Here is a 17,717-nt window from a genome sequence, read left to right as displayed (position 1 = left end):
GCTACAGGCGACTCAGCGCCGGAGGGATCTGCCGGGCCGTGCCCGAAGCGAGCGGGCTCGGCAGGTCGTCCGGCGCGAACCAGCCCAGCTCGGCCGACTCCGCGCTGATCGTCTCGCGGGTGCCGGCCGGGCAGCGCAGCAGGAACCGGACGTCATAGTGGACGGAGGGCGTGGCGGGCTCGCCCTCCGCCGCCCCGCAGCGCACCTCGTGCACGTCGATGTCGATCGGCTCCGGATCCAGCCGCAGGCCCGTGATGCCGGACTCCTCGGTGGCCTCGCGCAACGCGGCCGCCGCCAGCGTCTCGTCGCCGGCTTCGCAATGACCGCCGAGCTGCATCCACTTGCCCAGGCGGCCGTGCAGACAGAGCAGCACCCGCCCGTCGCCGTCGACGATGAGCGCGCTGGCCGTGACATGACCGGCCCGGTGGGCCCGGGTCAGGGCGACCGGGCCGTCGGCCAGCAGCTCGATTGTCTGCTTGCGGGCCAGGGCGGCCTCGTCGGAGGTGGGCGACCAGGCTTCCAGCAGCCGGACGGCGTCCGCGTGCAGTGTCAACGTCGGGTCCTCAATTTCCGGAGAGCTCGAGACGGATGCCGTCCTCGTGGGGCAGCGAGAGCGTGACGATCGACTCGGCAGCCAGCGCGGCCCGCAGCCGGTGCGCGTCGGCGCCCAGCCGCATCAGGCCGGCCGGCGTCATGTCACGGCTCCGCAGATGCAGGGCCGCGGTGGCGCCGCTGCCGGTGACGACCTCGGCCGGCGCGACGGTGACGGCCGGGGAGATCAGGCCGGCGACGGCGGCCGCGGCACGGTCGACCGCGGCGGGATCGATCGGAAGGCCGGGCAGGGCGCCGTCGGGCAGCTGGGCCGCGTCGAGCAGGCCGGCCGCGCGGGCCTCGGCCGTGCCCAGGCTGAACATGTCGGACGCGGCGTCGCGCAGCAGCACCGACGCGCCCGCCGAGTCGCCGATGCCGGCCCGCGGATAGCCCCGCACGACGGCCACCGGCACCTGGTCGCACTTGCCCTTGACGAGCTCGCCGGCCGCGGCCAGCTCGTCGATCACCGCCATCTGGGTGATCTCCAGCTCGTTCCCGTACGGATCGGTTTCGCCCCGGTGGTCGCGGATCGGCTCGATGCCGGCCGCGCCCAGCGCCACGTCGGTCAGCCCGTTGCGCCAGGCCCGGCCCATCGTGTCGGAGACGATGACCCCGACGTCGAGCCCGCGCTCGGCAAACGCGGCCCGCAGCTGCCGGGCCGACGCGTCGGGGTCGGCGGGCAGCAGCACGAGGTGGGTCTTGTCGACGTTCGAGGCGTCGATGCCGGCCGCCGCCATCACGAACCCGTGATGGGTCTGCACGATCGTGGTCGGCCCGCGGCGAGCCACCACCCGCGCGGTCTCGGCGGCCAGCACCTCGCGGCGGGCCTCCTCACGCGCGGGCCCGTCGGCCGGCACCTCGGCCAGCCGCCCCTCGGCCTTCGACACGATCTTGCTGGTGACCACCAGCACGTCGCCGTCGGCCAGCCACGGCGCCGCCGCGGTGATCAGCTCGGCCAGGTCGTCCCCGGCCACGACGTCGCCGATCCCGCGCACCGGCAGGATCTCCAGCCCGTCCGTCACTGTTGCGTCCCCTCTGCGAAACGTGATCTCAGGCGACGCCGGCCAGCGCGAGCGCGTCCTTGACCATCTGGGCGGTGGCCTCCTCGGAGCTCATCCACAGCGGGACCGCGCGGGTCTCGACGCCGGGGATCTCGACGCCGGCGTCGGACGTGTCGACCAGCCACCCGTCGAGGATGCCGCCGCCGGAGCGAGCCGCATAGAGCCCGCCGACGCCCGCCGCCGTGACCTCGATCTCCAGCGTGTTCAGGCATTTGTCGGCCATGCCGCGGATCGGGGAGTCGCCGATGATGGGGGAGACCCCGACGACCGGGGCCGGGCCGGTGGCCACGGCGTCACGGATCGCGGAGACGGCCAGGATCGGGGCGATGCTGACCACCGGATTGCTCGGCGCGACCAGCACCACGTCGGCCCCGGCGATCGCCTCGAGCACGCCGGGCGCCGGTTGGGCCGCGTCGGCCCCGACGAAGACGAACCGGTGGGTCGGCAGGTCCCCCCGATAGCGCACCCACCACTCCTGGAAGTGGATCGCCTTGCGCCCGCCCTCGACGTCGACCACCACGTGGGTCTCGAGGCGGTCGTCGGTGGCCGGCAGCAGCGTCACCCCGGGCTGCCAGCGGGCGCACAGCGCGGCCGTGACCTGCGACAGCGGATAGCCGGCGGCGAGCATCCGGGTGCGTACGAGGTGGGTGGCCGTGTCTTTGTCACCCAGGCCGAACCACGACGGCTCGGCGCCGTAGGCCGCCAGCTCCTCCTTGACCACCCAGCTCTCGCCGACCCGGCCCCAGCCGCGCTCGGGGTCGTGCGCGCCGCCCAGCGTGTACATCACGCTGTCGAGGTCGGGGCAGATCTGCAGGCCGTGCATGCGCACGTCGTCGCCGACGTTGACCACGGCGGTGACCTCGGCGCCGAGGCCGCGGGCATGGGCGCGCACGCCGGCCAGGAACTTCGCGCCGCCGATGCCGCCGGAGAGGACCACGATCCGCATGCCGCCATCCTCCCGCACACGTATGACAGAACGCGCCGCCGGGTATCGGAGCGCGTGCGAGACCGGTCTACCCTTAGCCGACCTCACCCACCGTCATCAGGGAGAAGTTCCGTGACCAGCCAACCGCAGCCCGCGCCGGGCGAGGGCAAATCGGCGGGGCAGTTCCTCCGCCCGCTGCGTGATCTCGCGGCGTACGCGCTTGTCGGCGCCCCCGCCCTGCTGCTCTTCGTGGCCGTCATCCGGCTGATCCCGGACGGCGAGAACCAGTTCGGCTATCGCACGCAGGACAGCTTCTACGGCTTCGTCAACACGGCCACCGTGTTCATGCCGCTGGCCGCGGTGCTGCTGGCCGTCCTGGTGCAGCCGCGCCACCCCAAGGCGTCGCTGATCACGCTGATCGCCGTGGTGGAGTACGCGGTGATGGCGCTCTTCGGCGTGCTGTTCGGCCTGCTGATCGGCCTGATCAACCACGCCAGCAACAACGGCGCGCGGATCGCCTTCGAGGAGCTGCTGGTGCGCGCGGCGTGGCTGGCCGTGCTCGGCGTGGCGGCCTATGCGACGTTCCGCCTCTGGCAGGGCCTGTTCCAGGTGGCCAAGCCCAAGCAGCAGCCGGGCGTCTACGGCCAGCCGGCGTACGGGCAGCCGGGCACCTACCCGGGCCAGCCGGGTTACGGCCCCCCGCCGCAGCAGCAGCCGGGCTTCGCCCCGGGCAGCTACCCGCCGCCGGGCTACCCGCAGCCCCCGCAGTACGGCCAGCCCCAGCCGGGCCAGCCCCAGCCGGGCCAGCCCCAGCCGGGCTACCCGCAGCGGCCGCCGGCCTGGAACCAGTCCGCCGTCCCGATGCCCGCGTCGGCCCCGCCCGCGCCACCGGCCTCGGGCCCGCCCGGCCCCTTCGTCCCGCAGCCGGGCCAGCCGCCGCACCCCGCGCCCACGACGGCGTTCCCCAATTTCACCGAGCCGACCCGGACAGCGCCCGACGCGCCACACCCGGGCGACGACCGCACCGAGAAAATCTCGGAGGACCGTCCCGGCTTCGGACCGGCCGACGAGGACCCGCCGCGCCGCTGACTCGTGTCCTATGCCACTGCGGTTGCCCCGGTTCGCCCGGGGCAACCGCCGGGTTTCCGGCCTAGGCTGCTGGGGTGGCAGAGGTCAACACGGTCGGTAAAGGGCCCACAGAAGCGAGCATCCGGCGCGCCCTGCGCCGCGCCGCCGACGGCAAGGCGGTCGACGCCGAGGAGGCGACGGCCCTGCTGGCCGCGACCGGCGACCAGTTCGACGAGTTGCTGACGATCGCCGGCAACGTGCGCGACGCGGGTCTGCGCGAGGCCGGCCGCCCGGGCGTGGTGACGTATTCCCGCAAGGTCTTCATCCCCCTGACCCGGCTCTGCCAGGACAGGTGTCACTACTGCACGTTCGCCACGGTGCCGCATCGGCTGCCCGCGGCCTTCCTCGAGCGCGACGAGGTGCTCGAGATCGCTCGCCAGGGCGCCGCCCAGGGCTGCAAGGAGGCCCTGTTCACGCTGGGCGACCGGCCCGAGGAGCGCTGGCCCGCGGCCCGGCAGTGGCTCGACGAGCGCGGTTACGACTCCACCCTCGACTACGTGCGCGCCTGCGCGATCGCCGTGCTCGAGGAGACCGGCCTGCTGCCGCATCTCAACCCGGGCGTGATGAGCTGGGCCGAGCTGCAGCGCCTGAAGCCGGTCGCGCCCAGCATGGGCATGATGCTCGAGACCACGGCGACCCGGCTGTGGTCCGAGCCCGGCGGCCCGCATTACGGTTCCCCCGACAAAGAGCCCGCCGTACGGTTGAGGGTGCTCGACGACGCCGGCCGCGTGGGCGTGCCGTTCACCACGGGCATCCTGATCGGCATCGGCGAGACCCCGGCCGAGCGGGTCGACGCGCTGTTCGCGATGCGCCGCACGGCCCGCGAGTTCGGGCACATCCAAGAGCTCATCATCCAGAACTTCCGCGCCAAGCCCGACACGGCGATGCGCGGCATGCCCGACGCCGAGCTGCGCGAGCTGGCCGCCACGGTGGCCGTGGGCCGCATCATCATGGGTCCCCGGGCCCGGGTGCAGGCCCCGCCCAATCTGATCGACGCCGAGTTCTCGCTGCTGCTGCGGGCCGGCATCGACGACTGGGGCGGCGTCTCGCCGGTCACCCCCGACCACGTCAACCCCGAGCGCCCGTGGCCCCAGATCGACCTGCTGCGGGCCCGGTCGGCCGACGCGGGCTTCGAGTTGCGCGAGCGCCTGACGATCTATCCGGAGTACGTCCGCCGCGGCGCCGAGGGCTGGCTCGATCCCCGGCTCGCGGCCCACGTGGCCGCGCTGGCCGGCCCCGACGGGCTGGCCCGCGAGGACGCCGAGGTGGTGGGCCGCCCCTGGCAGGAGCCCGACGACGCGTACGGCTCGGGCCGGACTGATCTGTTCGCCACGATCGACAGCGAGGGCCGCACGGCCGACCGCCGATCCGACTTCGATCATGTCTACGGCGACTGGAGCGAGGTCGCCGCGCACATCACCACCGACACGCGGGCCAGCCTGCCGCAGGACGTGCTCGCGGGCCTCAAGCTGGCCGCCTCCGACCCGGCGAAGCTGCTGCTGCCCGAGCACGAGGACGCCGCGATGGCGCTGTTCAACGCCGACGGTGAGGCCCTCGACGAGCTCGCCCGCATCGCCGACGACCTGCGCAAACAGGTCAACGGCGACGACATCACGTACGTGGTGAACCGCAACATCAACTTCACCAACGTCTGCTACGTCGGGTGCCGGTTCTGCGCGTTCGCCCAGCGCGAGAAGGACGCCGACGCCTATCGCCTCTCGGTCGACCAGGTGGCCGAGCGGGCCGAGCAGGCCTGGGCGGACGGCGCGTCCGAGGTCTGCATGCAGGGCGGCATCGACCCCAAGATGCCCGTGACGGCGTATGCCGATCTGGTGCGGGCCGTCAAGCAGCGCGTCCCCGGCATGCACGTCCACGCGTATTCGCCGATGGAGATCGTCACCGCCGCGGCCAAGGCCGGCGTCCCGGTGCGGGAGTGGCTGGCCGAGCTCAAGGAGGCCGGGCTGGGCACGATCCCCGGCACGGCGGCCGAGATCCTCGACGACGAGGTGCGCTGGGTGCTGACCAAGGGCAAGCTCCCGGCCAGCGCCTGGGTCGACGTCGTCAGCACCGCCCACGAGCTGGGCATCCGGTCGAGCTCGACCATGATGTACGGCCACGTCGACCACCCGCGGCAGTGGCTCGGCCACTTCCGGGTGCTGGCCGGCATCCAGGACCGTACGGATGGCTTCACCGAGTTCGTGGCGCTGCCGTTCATTCACACCAACGCGCCGATCTACCTGGCCGGCATCGCGCGCAACGGGGCGAGCTGGCGGGAGAACAGGGTCGTGCACGCGATGGCCCGGGTCCTGCTGCACGGCCGCATCGACAACATCCAGTGCTCGTGGGTGAAGCTGGGCGACGAAGGCACTCAGGTAATGCTCAACGGGGGCTGCAATGATCTTGGCGGCACCCTGATGGAGGAAACCATCTCGCGTATGGCGGGCTCCGAGCACGGATCGGCACGAACAGTCGCTGAGCTGAAGGAACTCGCGGCAACCGCGGGTCGCCCGGCCGTGGAGCGGACGACAACCTACGGTCGACGCTAGATCACAAATCGGGTTAAATTGGACGCAGGCGGGCCTGGCTGCGTTACTTTCCGGTGCCCCGGAGAGATATGGCAGGAACGGGACCACGACGCGCCGGGGGCGCGCCGGGGAAACGGGCCTATTTATCAGGTTCGGCTTGACGACGCACGTCTTACACGCGTGTAATTTCGGTGGGGTTGTGAGTGAGGAAGTCGTGAATGCGAACTCTGCTCACAAATAACACGCTGCGTGCGTGGGGGGTCAGCGCCGGCATTGTTGCCGGCGCGGAAATTGGGAGGCACGCCGATGGAAGCGCAGGTTGAAGGGGTCGACCTGCTCGGGGACGCGCCCGAGTGGCAGGAGCGGGCGCTGTGTTCGCAGACCGACCCGGAAGCCTTCTTCCCGGAGAAGGGGGGCTCCACCCGGGAGGCGAAGCGGATCTGTGGTCGCTGTGAGGTCAAGGCCGAGTGCCTCGAATACGCACTGGGCCACGACGAGCGTTTCGGTATCTGGGGTGGACTGTCCGAGCGGGAGCGCCGCAAGCTCAAGCGGCGCGTGGCTTAAGAGAGCTCATCAGGATCCACCCCGAGCAGGTTGGCGACCTGCTCGATGATCACATCGTGGACGAGGTCGGCGAGGTCCTCGCGGTCCATCGCCCGGAATTCCAGCGGCCGCCGGTAGAGCACGATCCGTGGGGGAAGCTCCTGCCGGCCGGGACGACCGGGCAACAGCCGGGCCAGCGGCACCTCGCCGTCCTCGAGCACGTCGGAGTCGTAGACGTTGAGCTCGGGCGGCACGTCCTCGACCGCGAACTCGACACCGGCCAGCTCCTTGGCGTAGCGCCGCTCGAGCTGCTCGACCGTGTCGAGCACCAGGTCGTCGAAGATCTCTGCTTTTGTGCGGGCGAGGGGAACGGTGGCCGGCACCAGCCGGCCCCGCAGACCCCGGCCGTGCCGGTCGCGGCGCGCGGGGTGTCCCGGCCCGGCCTTGCGCGCCGCCCGGGAAGGATCGGTGCGGCGGCGTTCGGGACTGGTGGTCACTCCGCAACTCTAGTCCTCCGACGGTGTGACACGGCGGCAGAGGAGTTGCGGCGTTGTTGATTCGTCCCAACGGGGGCGTACGCCGGTAATTCGCCCCATCGGGGGCGGCGTGTCGGGCCGTCATGGCCGAATCGTGATGCATCGTGGGTCGGCGTGTCGCGGGGCTTCGGCCCCCACGCGGGCGCTCGGAGAGATAACGTGCCGCCGTGAGGTCACCACGGCGTTGCTCCCGGAACGGCTGTCCCCGACAGGCGGTCGCCACGCTGACCTACGTCTACAGCGACTCCACGGCGGTCGTCGGCCCCCTGGCGGCCTTCGCCGAACCCCACACGTACGACTTGTGCGAGCCGCACGCCCGCAGCCTCACCGCCCCCCGAGGCTGGGAGCTCGTCCGGCACGACGGCGATTTCGCCCCGCCGCCGCCCACCACCGACGACCTGGTCGCCCTGGCCGACGCCGTGCGCGAGGCGGCCCGCCCGCCGGCGCCGCCCCCGCGCACCGACGACGAGGAGCGTGTCCCCGGCCACCAGACGGGCCGCAGGGGTCACTTGAGGGTCATCCCACCTTCGCACTAGCTACGGCAGCGCGACGAGCGTGTAGCGCTTCTTGAGCCACGGGATGAGCTTCTTGTACGCCGCGATGGTGTCCGGCTGCGCGTAGTCGTGCGACAGCACGATCGCGCCCGGCCGGCAGTGCCGCGTGATGCTGGAGATGACCTTGGCCTGGTGGGCCGCGCTGCTTTCGCCCTTGCGGTGGCTCCAGTCGCGCGGGTCGACCTCCCAGTAGATCGACGTCATCTTCAGCTGCCCGGCCACCGCCACCAGCCGCGGCGTGAAGTTGCCGCCGGGCGCGCGGAAATACTTGATCTTTGCCTTGGGTGCGGCCCTGAGGATCGCCGCGTTGGTGCGCTGCAGGTCGGCCCGGATCTTGCCGGCCGGGTCCTTGCCCAGCTTGAGGCTGTGGTTCCAGGTGTGGTTGCAGAGCGTGTGACCGCCCGCGACGATCTGCCGCACCAGCTCCGGGTGCCGCTGCGCGTTGCTGCCGACCAGGCAGAACGTGGCCTTGACGTGATGCTTGGCCAGGAGCCTGAGCAGCTTCGGCGTCTCGGCCGGGTCGGGGCCGTCGTCGAACGTGAGCGCGACGCCCTTGGTGCCGGTGAGCACGTGGCTGCCCGCGGGCCCGGCGAACCGGGGGTTGACGACCTTGCGGGCGGTCGGCTGCTTGGTTTTCTTCGGCTTGGGCTTGGCCGTCTTGGCCGGGGCGGCCGGCTTGGTGGTGGGCGCGGCCGCCGACGGCGACACCGCGGGCGCGGCGACCGGCGGGCCGGCCTCGGGCAGGCGCGTCTCGGCCGACGCGCGCCCGGTCAGTCCCACCGCCAGCAGCACGACGCCGAGCAGAACCGCCTTCCTGGCGCGTGACATCCGCATCACAGCCTCCCTCTGCCGTCCGGCTGCCGACATTGCCGCTCGGAAGCCTCGAACCGCCACCTCCCGGCGGGATTCGGCACGGTCAGGGGAGACGTCAACCGGCCGTTCGTCGCCGTTTCGGACCGATTTGAGCACCCTGCGGGTGAGTGCCATTGCGCGGCGGTCCAGGGCGTGCAGGGCGGCCAGAAGCTGGTGGGCGGAGGGGGGTCGCACTCTTTCCTCGGGGGTCGGCGGCAGGGCGGGGCGGCGGCACGAAAAACGCCGCCGTCTCCCATTGATACGGGACGACGGCGGCGCGCGGATCAGATTGTGGCCAGTCTCAAATGATCCCGATCGGCTCCGATCAGGACAATTCGGCGAGCTCCTGCTCGGTGAGCAGGCGCGATCGGATCAGGAACCGTACGCCCTCGGGCGCCTCCAGCGAGAAGCCGGAGCCGCGCCCGCGAACCACGTCCACCGTCAGGTGCGTGTGCTTCCAGAGCTCGAACTGCGAGGCCGACATCCAGAACGTGATCGGCTCGGGCACCCCGTCGATCTTCAGGGCCTCGAGCAGCACATCGGACTTGCCCGTACGGAACTCGCCCTCCAGATAGCACATCGGCGAGCTGCCGTCGCAGCAACCGCCGGACTGGTGGAACATCAGCGGACCGTGCTGGTCCCGCAGCTGCCGCATGAGGTCGGCAGCCGCGGGAGTGACATCAACCCTGGTGGCCATCGGCTTAGAAGAAGCCCATCGCCTTGGGGCTGTACGACACGAGCAGGTTCTTGGTCTGCTGGTAGTGGTCGAGCATCATCTTGTGGTTCTCGCGGCCGATGCCGGACTGCTTGTAGCCACCGAACGCGGCGTGCGCCGGGTAGAGGTGGTACGAGTTCGTCCACACGCGGCCCGCCTTGATCGCGCGGCCGGCCCGGTACGCCGTGTTGATGTCGCGGGTCCACACGCCGGCGCCGAGGCCGTAGAGCGTGTCGTTGGCGATCTTGATGGCGTCCGCGTAGTCGTCGAACGAGGTCACCGAGACGACCGGCCCGAAGATCTCCTCCTGGAAGATCCGCATGGTGTTGTTGCCCTGGAAGATCGTCGGCTGCACGTAGTAGCCGCCGGACAGGTTGCCGCCGAGGTCGGCCCGCGCCCCACCGGTGAGGACCTTGGCGCCCTCCTGCCGGCCGATGTCCAGGTACGACAGGATCTTCTCGAGCTGGTCGTTCGAGGCCTGCGCGCCGACCTGGGTGTCGGTGTCGAGCGGGTTGCCCTGCTTGAGGTTCTCGACCCGCTTGACGCCCGCGCCCAGGAAGTCGGAGTAGATACTCTGCTGGATGAGCGCGCGCGACGGGCAGGTGCAGACCTCGCCCTGGTTGAGCGCGAACATCGAGAAGCCCTCGAGCGACTTGTCGTAGAAGTCGTCGTCGAGCCGGCTCACGTCCTCGAAGAAGATGTTCGGGCTCTTGCCGCCCAGCTCGAGGGTGACCGGGATGAGGTTCTCCGAGGCGTACTGCATGATCAGGCGGCCCGTGGTGGTCTCGCCGGTGAAGGCGACCTTGGCGACCCGGTTCGACGAGGCGAGCGGCTTGCCGGCCTCGACGCCGAACCCGTTGACGATGTTGAGCACGCCCGGCGGGATCAGGTCGGCGATCAGCGACACCAGGTAGTGGATCGACGCCGGGGTCTGCTCGGCCGGCTTGAGCACGACCGCGTTGCCCGCCGCCAGCGCCGGGGCGAGCTTCCACACGGCCATCAGGATCGGGAAGTTCCACGGGATGATCTGCGCGACCACGCCCAGCGGCTCGTGGAAGTGGTACGCGACGGTGTCGTCGTCGATCTCGCCCGCGGTGCCCTCCTGGGCGCGGATGGCGCCGGCGAAGTACCGGAAGTGGTCGATCGCCAGCGGGATGTCGGCGGCCAGCGTCTCGCGTACGGGCTTGCCGTTCTCCCAGGCCTCGGCGACCGCGAGCTTCTCGAGGTTGGCCTCCATCCGGTCGGCGATCTTGTTGAGGATGTTGGCCCGCTCGGCGGTCGAGGTGCGGCCCCAGGCGTCGGCGGCGCCGTGCGCGGCGTCCAGCGCCTTCTCGACGTCCTCGGCCGTGCCCCGGGCCACCTCGCAGAAGTCCTCGCCGGTGACGGGGCTGGGGTTGGCGAAGTACTGACCCTTCGCCGGAGGCACATACTCGCCACCGATGAAGTGGTCGTAGCGGGATTCATAGTTGACGATCGCGCCGTCGGTGCCGGGCGCGGAATATACGGTCATGCCTGCCTCCGTACCAATGGGGTACGGCCGACGTTAGTTACGGGTACGTTGCACAGACGTTGCAAGAAGCCCGTACTCGCGCTGAAGCTCGGCGACCCGGGTCAGGGCCAGCGGGCGGGCCGGGGCGGTCGGGGGCAGGAGGTGGGCGTATGCCTCCCAGATCTCCAGGTCGTCGGCGCCCCACGGGGAGTGCAGCCACCTCTGCAACAGGTCGCGATCGCCGGTGGCCAGCAGCGCCGCGCGCAGGCGGTCGTCGACGAGCCGCCGCAGCTTGACCACGCCCGGGGCGTCGGAGAAGGGCAGGAGCGGTCCCCCGTACGCCTCCAGGGCCTGCGCGACGCGGCCGTGCTCGAGCAGCCGCACGACCGTACGGAAGTCGGGCTCGACCTCGGCCCGCAGCCGGTAGGGCCGCGCCTCGATCAGCTCCGGCCCCAGTGTGCGGCGCAGCCGGGACAGCTCGGCGCGGACGGTGACCGGGCTCGCGTCGTCGCCGTAGAGCCCGACCCCGAGCTCGTCGCCCGTGCTGCCCTCGGGATGGGCCAGCAGCAGCACGAGCAGCTCGGAGTGGCGGCGGCCGAGGCGCCACCGGCGGCCCTCGAAGGTCAGCAGGGCCTCGTTGCGGCCGAGCGCGGCCACCGAGCCCGCGGTCGGGGCCGGCGTCAGGCTGCCGCGCAAGTAGGCCTCGGCGGCGAGCGCGGTCGCCCGTACGAGGGCAAGGCTGTGGGGGTTGGCCAGGTGATCGCCGCCGGTCACGTCGATCGCGCCCAGCAACCGCCCGGTCGCCGGGTCGTGGATCGGGGCGGCCGCGCACGTCCAGCGCTGCACCGGCCGGCTGAAGTGCTCGGTCGCGAAGATCTGCAACGGGTGGTCGATGGCCAGCGCCGTGCCGGGCGCGTTCGTGCCGGCGTGCGCCTCGTCCCACAGGGCGCCGGGCACGAAGTTCATCCGCTCGCCCGCGCGCAGCACCTTGGCCGTCCCCTCGACCCACAACAGCCGCCCGTACGCGTCACAGACCGCCATCAGGTGCTCCCCGTCCTCGGCCAGGCCGCCGAGCAGGTCGCGGAAGATCGGCAGGACGCGCGCCAGCGGGTGGGCCGCCCGGTACGACTCGAGGTCGGTGTCGCTGAGGTCGATCGGGGCCGTCGCGTCGGGGCTCGGCAGCGCCACGGCCGACCGGCGCCAGGAGTCGGCCACCACCGACCGCATCGCCGGGCCCGAGGCGGTTTCCCCGGCCACGAACCGCTCGTGGGCGCGCCCGACCTGCCGCATCCGCTCGACGGGATCGGCGCCGGCGTCGAGGGCGAGCCACGGGTTGGCCAAGGAGACACCTCCAGACCCACCCATCGTGACCCGCATCACGCCCGGCGACAAGCGCTGTTCGGCCGGGAGTATTTATCGCGATCGGATCACGTAACAGTGATGCCGCCTCGTTGCCACCTTGCCGACTTCGCGGCTCCGCTACTCTCGGCCCGAACATCCTGAGCAGTGCCATAGGGGGCGCAGTGTCTGACCTGTCCAAGCTTGTCAAGGCGTACGACGTCCGGGGCATCGTCCCGGATCAGTTCGACGAGTCGGTCGCCCGGGCCCTGGGCACGGCGTTCGTCGAGATGCTGCGCGAGTCCGGTGACAACGCGGACGAGATCGTCATCGCCCACGACATGCGCGAGTCCGGCCCCGGCCTGGCCGCCGCGTTCGCCCGCGGCGCCAACTCGGCCGGCGCGGCCGTGATCAACGTCGGGCTGGCCTCGACCGACGGCCTCTATTACGCCTCCGGCGCGCTCGGCCTGCCCGGCGCCATGTTCACCGCCAGCCACAACCCCGCGCAATACAACGGCATCAAGCTGTGCCGCGCGGGCGCCAAGCCGGTCGGCCAGGACAGCGGCCTCGCCGTCGTCCGGCAGCGCGCCGAGGCCCTGCTCGACGACCTGAACGCCGGGGCCGACGGCCCGGTCCGGGTCGAGACCCGCGATCTGCTGGCCGACTACGCGCAGCACCTGCGCTCGCTGGTCGACCTGTCGGCGATCCGGCCGCTCAAGGCGATCGTCGACGCCGGCAACGGCATGGGCGGCTACACCGTGCCGGCCGTGCTCGGCGACCAGGTGCTGCCCGCGCTGCCGCTCGAGATCGTCCCGCTCTACTTCGAGCTCGACGGCTCGTTCCCCAACCACGAGGCCAACCCGCTCGACCCGGCCAACCTGGTCGACCTGCAAAACGCGATCCGCGAGCAGGGCGCCGACATCGGCATCGCGTTCGACGGCGACGCCGACCGCTGCTTCATCATCGACGAGAACGGCGACCCGGTCTCGCCCTCGGCAGTCACCGCCCTGGTCGCCCGGCGCGAGCTGGCCAAGTTCCCGGGCAGCACGATCATCCACAACCTGATCACCTCGAACGCCGTGCCCGAGATCATCAAGGAGGCCGGCGGCACCCCCGTGCGCAGCCGGGTCGGCCACTCGTTCATCAAGGCCGAGATGGCCCGGACGAACGCGGTCTTCGGCGGCGAGCACTCGGCGCACTACTACTTCCGCGACTTCTGGTTCGCCGACACCGGCATGCTGGCCGCGATGCACGTGCTGGCCGCGCTGGGCGGGCAGGACAGGCCGCTCTCCGAGTTCGCCGCGGAGTACGAGCGCTACAGCGCCTCCGGCGAGATCAACTCCACGGTCGCCGACGCCGCGGCCAAGGTGGCCGAGGTGCGGGCCGCGTTCGCGGGCGCGACGTTCGACGAGCTCGACGGCCTCACCGTGAGCCTGCCCGACGGCGCCTGGTTCAACCTGCGGGCCTCGAACACCGAGCCGCTGCTGCGCCTGAACGTCGAGGCCGCGAAGCCGGACCGGATGGCGGCCCTGAGGGACGAAGTGCTCGCCATCGTCCGCAGTTAGGATCGTCTGGTTTTCGCCCTTCCCTCATGTAAGGAGCCGTTCGGTGGCCCTCGATCCGCAGCTGTTGGACATTCTGGCCTGCCCGGACACGCATCACGCGCCGCTCACCCACGACGCTGACGCGCAGACCCTCACCTGCACCGAGTGCGGCCGGGTCTTCGAGATCCGCGACGACATCCCGGTGTTGCTGCTCGACGAGGCGCGTCCCGGAGCATCGGCCTGATGGCGGGCCCGCTGGAAGGCGGGGCCGCCGGCGTGCACGGTCATCGGCACGCCGACGAGTCTCTGCTCGACGACGAGAAGTCGATGCTCGCCAACGACCCGGGCGGCATGCTGCGCGCCACGGCGTCGGCGGGCGCCCAGGTGCGCGAGGCGGCCGCGCTGGCCGCCGAGACCGACCTGAGCATGCTGGCCGACGAGGGCCGCCCCCGCGCGGTCGTCGTCGCCGGCATCGGCACGGCCGGCCTGACCGGCAGCATCCTGTCGACCGTGGCCGGCCCGCGCTGCCCGGTGCCGATCATCGGGCACCGCAGCCCCGGCCTGCCCGGCTGGGTCGGCGCGGCCGACGTCGTCATCGCCGTCTCCGCCTCCGGCCGCAGCCCCGAGGCGCTGGCCGCGGCCGAGGCGGCCGCCCGGCGCGGCGCCCGCCTGGTCGCCGTGGGCAACCCCGACTCCGAGCTCGAGGCCATGGCCGCGCGGGCCCGGGCCCCGTTCTTCGCGGTGCCCCGGCGCGCGCCGGCCCGGGCCAGCCTGTGGGGCCTGGCCGTGCCGGTGCTGCTCGCCGCGCGGGCGATCGGCCTGGTCAAGGTCAACGAGGCCGACCTGGCCGAGACCGCGACCCGGCTCGACGCCGACGCCGAGCGCTGCCGGCCCGGCGCCGACGCGTTCGTCAACCCGGCCAAGGCGCTCGCGCTCGACCTGGCCGGCTCGATCCCGATCGTCTGGGGTTCCTCGCCGCTGGCCACGGTGGCCGCCCGCCGCTTCGCCGACACCCTGGCCGCCAACGCGCGCTATCCGGTGATGGCGGGCGCGTTGGGCGAGGCCGGCCGCGGCCGCGTCGGCCTGCTCGACGGCGTCTTCGGCGGGCTCGCCGAGTCGTCGCGCGACATCTTCGCCGACCCCGACGCCGAGGAGTCCGGCGCCACCCGGCTGCGGCTGGTGCTGTTCCGCGACGGCGGGCTCAACCCGGAGGACGACGCCGACGAGCCGATCGCCGTCGAGGAGCGCCGCGCCGACGCCGTGCAGACCCTGGCCGAGCGGCGCGGCGTGCGCTGCGACGTGCTGACCGCCGAGGGCGGCTCCGCGCTCGAGCGGCTCGCCTCGCTCACCGCCGTGCCCGATTTCGCCTCGCTCTACCTCGCGCTGGCGCACGGGCTCGACCCGATGGCCGTGCCCGCAATTAGTGAGATGAAAGAGCTTTCCAACCCGCTGCCCGAGGGAATGCAGTGACCGATCTTTTTCGGACCATCACTGCGGAGTGGATAAATGAGTGCTGAAGGCGGCACCAGGGCGATCATCGCGGCGCTGACCGCGAACCTCGGCATCGCGGTCACCAAGTTCATCGCCTGGCTCCTGACCAGCTCGTCCTCGATGCTGGCGGAGTCGATCCACTCGGTGGCCGACTCGGGCAACCAGCTGCTCCTGCTCGTCGGGGGCAAGCGGGCCAAGCGGGAGGCCACGCCCGAGCACCCCTTCGGGTTCGGCCGCGAGCGCTACCTCTACGCGTTCATCGTGTCGATCGTGCTGTTCAGCCTGGGCGGTCTGTTCGCGCTGTACGAGGCGTGGCACAAGATCGCCGAGCCGCACCCGATCGAGAGCTGGCAGTGGGTGCCGGTCGTGGTGCTGGTCCTCGCGATCGGCTTGGAGACGTATTCGTTCGTCACCGCCATCCGGGAGTCGAACCGCACCCGCGGCAAGACGTCCTGGGTCGACTTCGTGCGGCGGGCCAAGGCGCCCGAACTGCCGGTGGTGCTGCTGGAGGACTCGGGCGCGCTGCTCGGCCTGGTCTTCGCGTTCTTCGGCGTCGTGCTCACCCTCATCACCGGCAACGGCGTCTGGGACGGCATCGGCACCGCGGCGATCGGCCTGCTGCTGGTGGCGATCGCGGCGGTCCTGGCCATCGAGACCAAGAGCCTGCTGATCGGCGAGGGCGCGACCCCCGAGGCGGTCCGCCAGATCGAGCAGGCCGTGCTGGCCGGCGAGGGCATCGAGCGGATCATCCACATGAAGACGCTGCACCTCGGTCCCGAGGAGCTGCTGGTGGCGGTCAAGATCGCGGTGCCCAGCTCGGAGCGGGCCGACGAGGTGGCCCGGCACATCGACGAGACCGAGAAGCGCATCCGCGACGCGGTCCCGATCGCCCGCGTCATCTACATCGAGCCCGACATCTACCGGCCCGCCACCACCCCGGCTCCCGCCTGATCGCCCCTCATTAAACGGACAAAAGGTTAAAGTGCCCTCATGAGTGTCTATTCGCTGACCGGGGTCGTCCGGCCGTACGCCTGGGGCTCCCGCACCCTCCTCGCCGAGCTCCAGGGCCGTCCCGCGCCCACCGAGCAGCCCGAGGCCGAGCTGTGGCTGGGCGCCCACCCCGGCGACCCGGCCACGATCAACGGCCCCGACGGCCCGGTCAGCCTGGAAGCGCTCATCGCCGACGACCCGAAGGGCCAGCTCGGCAGCCAGGTGATCGACTCGTTCGGCCCGCGCCTGCCGTTCCTGCTCAAGGTGCTGGCCGCCGAGACGCCGCTGTCGTTGCAGGCCCACCCCGACCCCGAGTACGCGAAACTGGCGTACGCGCGGCAGGAAGCCGACCCGAGCCTGCCCCGCAACTACACCGACCCGCACCACAAGCCCGAGATGCTGGTCGCGGTCACGCCCTTCGAGGCCCTGTGCGGCTTCCGCTCGCCCACGGCCGCGGCCGACGAGATCGAGTCGTTCGGCCTCGAATCGCTCACCCCGGTCGTCGAGGCACTGCGCGGCGGCGACCTGCGCACGGCCGTACAGACGCTGCTGACCTGGCCCGAGGCCGACCGCACGGAACTGATCGCCGCAGTCGCCGGCTCCGGCCGCTCCGAGCTGGCGACCTACCTGGCCGGCCACTATCCCGGCGACCCCGGCGTGCTGGTCGCGTTGCTGCTCAACCACGTGCGGCTGGCCCCCGGCGAAGCGATCTGGATGCCGGCCGGCAACATGCACGCGTACCTGAAAGGCGCCGGCGTCGAACTGATGGCCGCCAGCGACAACGTCCTCCGCGGCGGCCTCACCCCCAAGCGCGTCGACGTGGGCGAGCTGCTCAACGTCCTCCGCTTCGAGGTCCTGGAAGACCCGATCCTGCCCAGCGTCTCAGTGGCCCCCGGGGTCACGACGTGGAAGGTCCCGGTCCCCGACTTCGAGCTGTTCCGCATCGAACTGGACGGCACGGGCGCGCCCATTCAGGTCCCCGCCGCAGGCCCCCGCATCATCCTGGGCATCAGCGGTGACACGTACGTCGGTGAGGCCGTCGACGGCATGCCGGTCGAACTGGCCCCCGGCACAGCTGCCTACGCTCCCGCCGACGCGGGGCAGATCAAGGTCGCGGGGGAGGGGCAGCTCTTCGTGGCCGCTGTTCCTGCCTGATCACCTGTTTTTGAGGCGCTCCTAGCCACTTCCAGCGCGTCTGGACGGGCTGGGAGCGTCTGCCGTCTTCCCGCCTCCGGCTGGATGCGTCTGCTGCCTCCCCGGCTTCGCTGGGTGCGCCGGCTGCCTCCTTGGCTCCGCTGGGTATGCCCGCTGCCGAGAGGGCTCAGCTCGTCCAGCTAGGCCAACTCAGCTCGTTCAGTCGGGCCCGGCACTGCCAGCCTGGTTCGCAGGCTCATGTACGCCGCCGTTGGAACAAGCCCTGTAACAGTTCCATAAG

General features: G+C 71.6%; 17 protein-coding genes. 9 read left to right on the top strand and 8 right to left on the bottom strand.

The genetic code is table 11. The features are described from left to right. Position 1: 1 nt before the first annotated feature. From JKJ07_RS21225 to cofD, 3 genes are read right to left on the bottom strand one after another with little or no spacing between them, the layout of a single operon-like run. Complete coding sequence (locus tag JKJ07_RS21225; protein WP_202993388.1) at positions 2-553, bottom strand: NUDIX hydrolase; 552 nt, start codon at positions 551-553, stop codon at positions 2-4. A 10-nt stretch (positions 554-563) separates the two neighbouring features. Beyond that, positions 564-1,613 (bottom strand): coenzyme F420-0:L-glutamate ligase, encoded by a 1,050-nt coding sequence (locus JKJ07_RS21220; RefSeq protein WP_202993387.1) that lies wholly within the window; start codon positions 1,611-1,613, stop codon positions 564-566. A gap of 28 nt (positions 1,614-1,641) precedes the next feature. Continuing rightward, positions 1,642-2,598, bottom strand: coding sequence for a 2-phospho-L-lactate transferase (gene cofD, locus JKJ07_RS21215; protein WP_202993385.1), 957 nt, complete (start codon positions 2,596-2,598; stop codon positions 1,642-1,644). Between the two features lie 111 nt (positions 2,599-2,709). Between cofD and JKJ07_RS21210 the strand changes: the two genes are divergently transcribed. From JKJ07_RS21210 to JKJ07_RS21200, 3 genes are all read left to right on the top strand, one after another. Continuing rightward, positions 2,710-3,666: a hypothetical protein gene (locus tag JKJ07_RS21210; protein ID WP_202993383.1), complete on the top strand. Its 957-nt coding sequence runs from the start codon at positions 2,710-2,712 to the stop codon at positions 3,664-3,666. A 74-nt stretch (positions 3,667-3,740) separates the two neighbouring features. Then, a complete protein-coding gene (locus JKJ07_RS21205) occupies positions 3,741-6,251 on the top strand; it encodes a bifunctional FO biosynthesis protein CofGH (RefSeq protein WP_202993382.1) in 2,511 nt (836 codons plus the stop codon). Positions 6,252-6,536: 285 nt separating this feature from the next. Further along, positions 6,537-6,794, top strand: a complete 258-nt coding sequence (locus JKJ07_RS21200) for a WhiB family transcriptional regulator (protein ID WP_014688021.1) — start codon at positions 6,537-6,539, stop codon at positions 6,792-6,794. Here the strand turns inward: JKJ07_RS21200 and JKJ07_RS21195 are convergent. Then, on the bottom strand, positions 6,791-7,270 hold the full coding sequence (locus JKJ07_RS21195) for a metallopeptidase family protein (RefSeq protein WP_438870759.1): 480 nt from the start codon (positions 7,268-7,270) through the stop codon (positions 6,791-6,793). The two genes, JKJ07_RS21200 and JKJ07_RS21195, sit on opposite strands and share 4 nt — an antisense overlap. Positions 7,271-7,476: 206 nt before the next feature. On the opposite strand from JKJ07_RS21195, the gene JKJ07_RS21190 reads away from it, so the two are divergent. Further along, entirely contained in the window at positions 7,477-7,845 is a 369-nt protein-coding gene (locus JKJ07_RS21190; protein WP_202993379.1) for a DUF3499 domain-containing protein, read from the top strand. On the opposite strand, the gene JKJ07_RS21185 is transcribed toward JKJ07_RS21190, so the two are convergent. The 4 genes from JKJ07_RS21185 to JKJ07_RS21170 form a co-directional block, all read right to left on the bottom strand. After that, the gene (locus JKJ07_RS21185) at positions 7,846-8,697 is read right to left on the bottom strand and encodes a polysaccharide deacetylase family protein (RefSeq protein ID WP_202993378.1); all 852 of its coding nucleotides are present in this window, start codon (positions 8,695-8,697) and stop codon (positions 7,846-7,848) included. It lies immediately after the preceding gene. 343 nt (positions 8,698-9,040) lie between these two features. Continuing rightward, positions 9,041-9,412 (bottom strand): DUF779 domain-containing protein, encoded by a 372-nt coding sequence (locus JKJ07_RS21180; RefSeq protein WP_202993377.1) that lies wholly within the window; start codon positions 9,410-9,412, stop codon positions 9,041-9,043. Between the two features lie 4 nt (positions 9,413-9,416). After that, the gene (gene adh, locus JKJ07_RS21175; RefSeq protein WP_202993376.1) at positions 9,417-10,940 is read right to left on the bottom strand and encodes an aldehyde dehydrogenase; all 1,524 of its coding nucleotides are present in this window, start codon (positions 10,938-10,940) and stop codon (positions 9,417-9,419) included. A 33-nt stretch (positions 10,941-10,973) separates the two neighbouring features. Then, the gene (locus JKJ07_RS21170) at positions 10,974-12,260 is read right to left on the bottom strand and encodes a GAF domain-containing protein (RefSeq protein ID WP_202993375.1); all 1,287 of its coding nucleotides are present in this window, start codon (positions 12,258-12,260) and stop codon (positions 10,974-10,976) included. Positions 12,261-12,442: 182 nt separating this feature from the next. Between JKJ07_RS21170 and JKJ07_RS21165 the strand changes: the two genes are divergently transcribed. Genes JKJ07_RS21165 through manA form a run of 5 tightly spaced genes read left to right on the top strand, consistent with a single transcriptional unit; the run spans position 12,443 to position 17,437 of the window. After that, positions 12,443-13,822, top strand: coding sequence for a phosphomannomutase/phosphoglucomutase (locus tag JKJ07_RS21165; RefSeq protein ID WP_202993374.1), 1,380 nt, complete (start codon positions 12,443-12,445; stop codon positions 13,820-13,822). A 43-nt stretch (positions 13,823-13,865) separates the two neighbouring features. Continuing rightward, positions 13,866-14,045, top strand: coding sequence for a Trm112 family protein (locus JKJ07_RS21160; protein ID WP_202993373.1), 180 nt, complete (start codon positions 13,866-13,868; stop codon positions 14,043-14,045). Next, positions 14,045-15,271, top strand: a complete 1,227-nt coding sequence (locus JKJ07_RS21155; RefSeq protein WP_438871429.1) for an SIS domain-containing protein — start codon at positions 14,045-14,047, stop codon at positions 15,269-15,271. The genes JKJ07_RS21160 and JKJ07_RS21155 overlap by 1 nt, the downstream gene beginning before the upstream one ends. Before the next feature lie 36 nt (positions 15,272-15,307). Continuing rightward, positions 15,308-16,243 (top strand): cation diffusion facilitator family transporter, encoded by a 936-nt coding sequence (locus JKJ07_RS21150; protein ID WP_202993372.1) that lies wholly within the window; start codon positions 15,308-15,310, stop codon positions 16,241-16,243. A 39-nt stretch (positions 16,244-16,282) separates the two neighbouring features. Beyond that, positions 16,283-17,437 (top strand): mannose-6-phosphate isomerase, class I, encoded by a 1,155-nt coding sequence (gene manA, locus JKJ07_RS21145; protein WP_202993371.1) that lies wholly within the window; start codon positions 16,283-16,285, stop codon positions 17,435-17,437. The last annotated feature ends 280 nt before the right edge of the window (positions 17,438-17,717 follow it).

Source organism: Paractinoplanes lichenicola, from assembly GCF_016785085.1.
Classification (GTDB): domain Bacteria; phylum Actinomycetota; class Actinomycetes; order Mycobacteriales; family Micromonosporaceae; genus Actinoplanes; species Actinoplanes lichenicola.
This window is presented reverse-complemented; position numbering and strand designations above follow the sequence as displayed.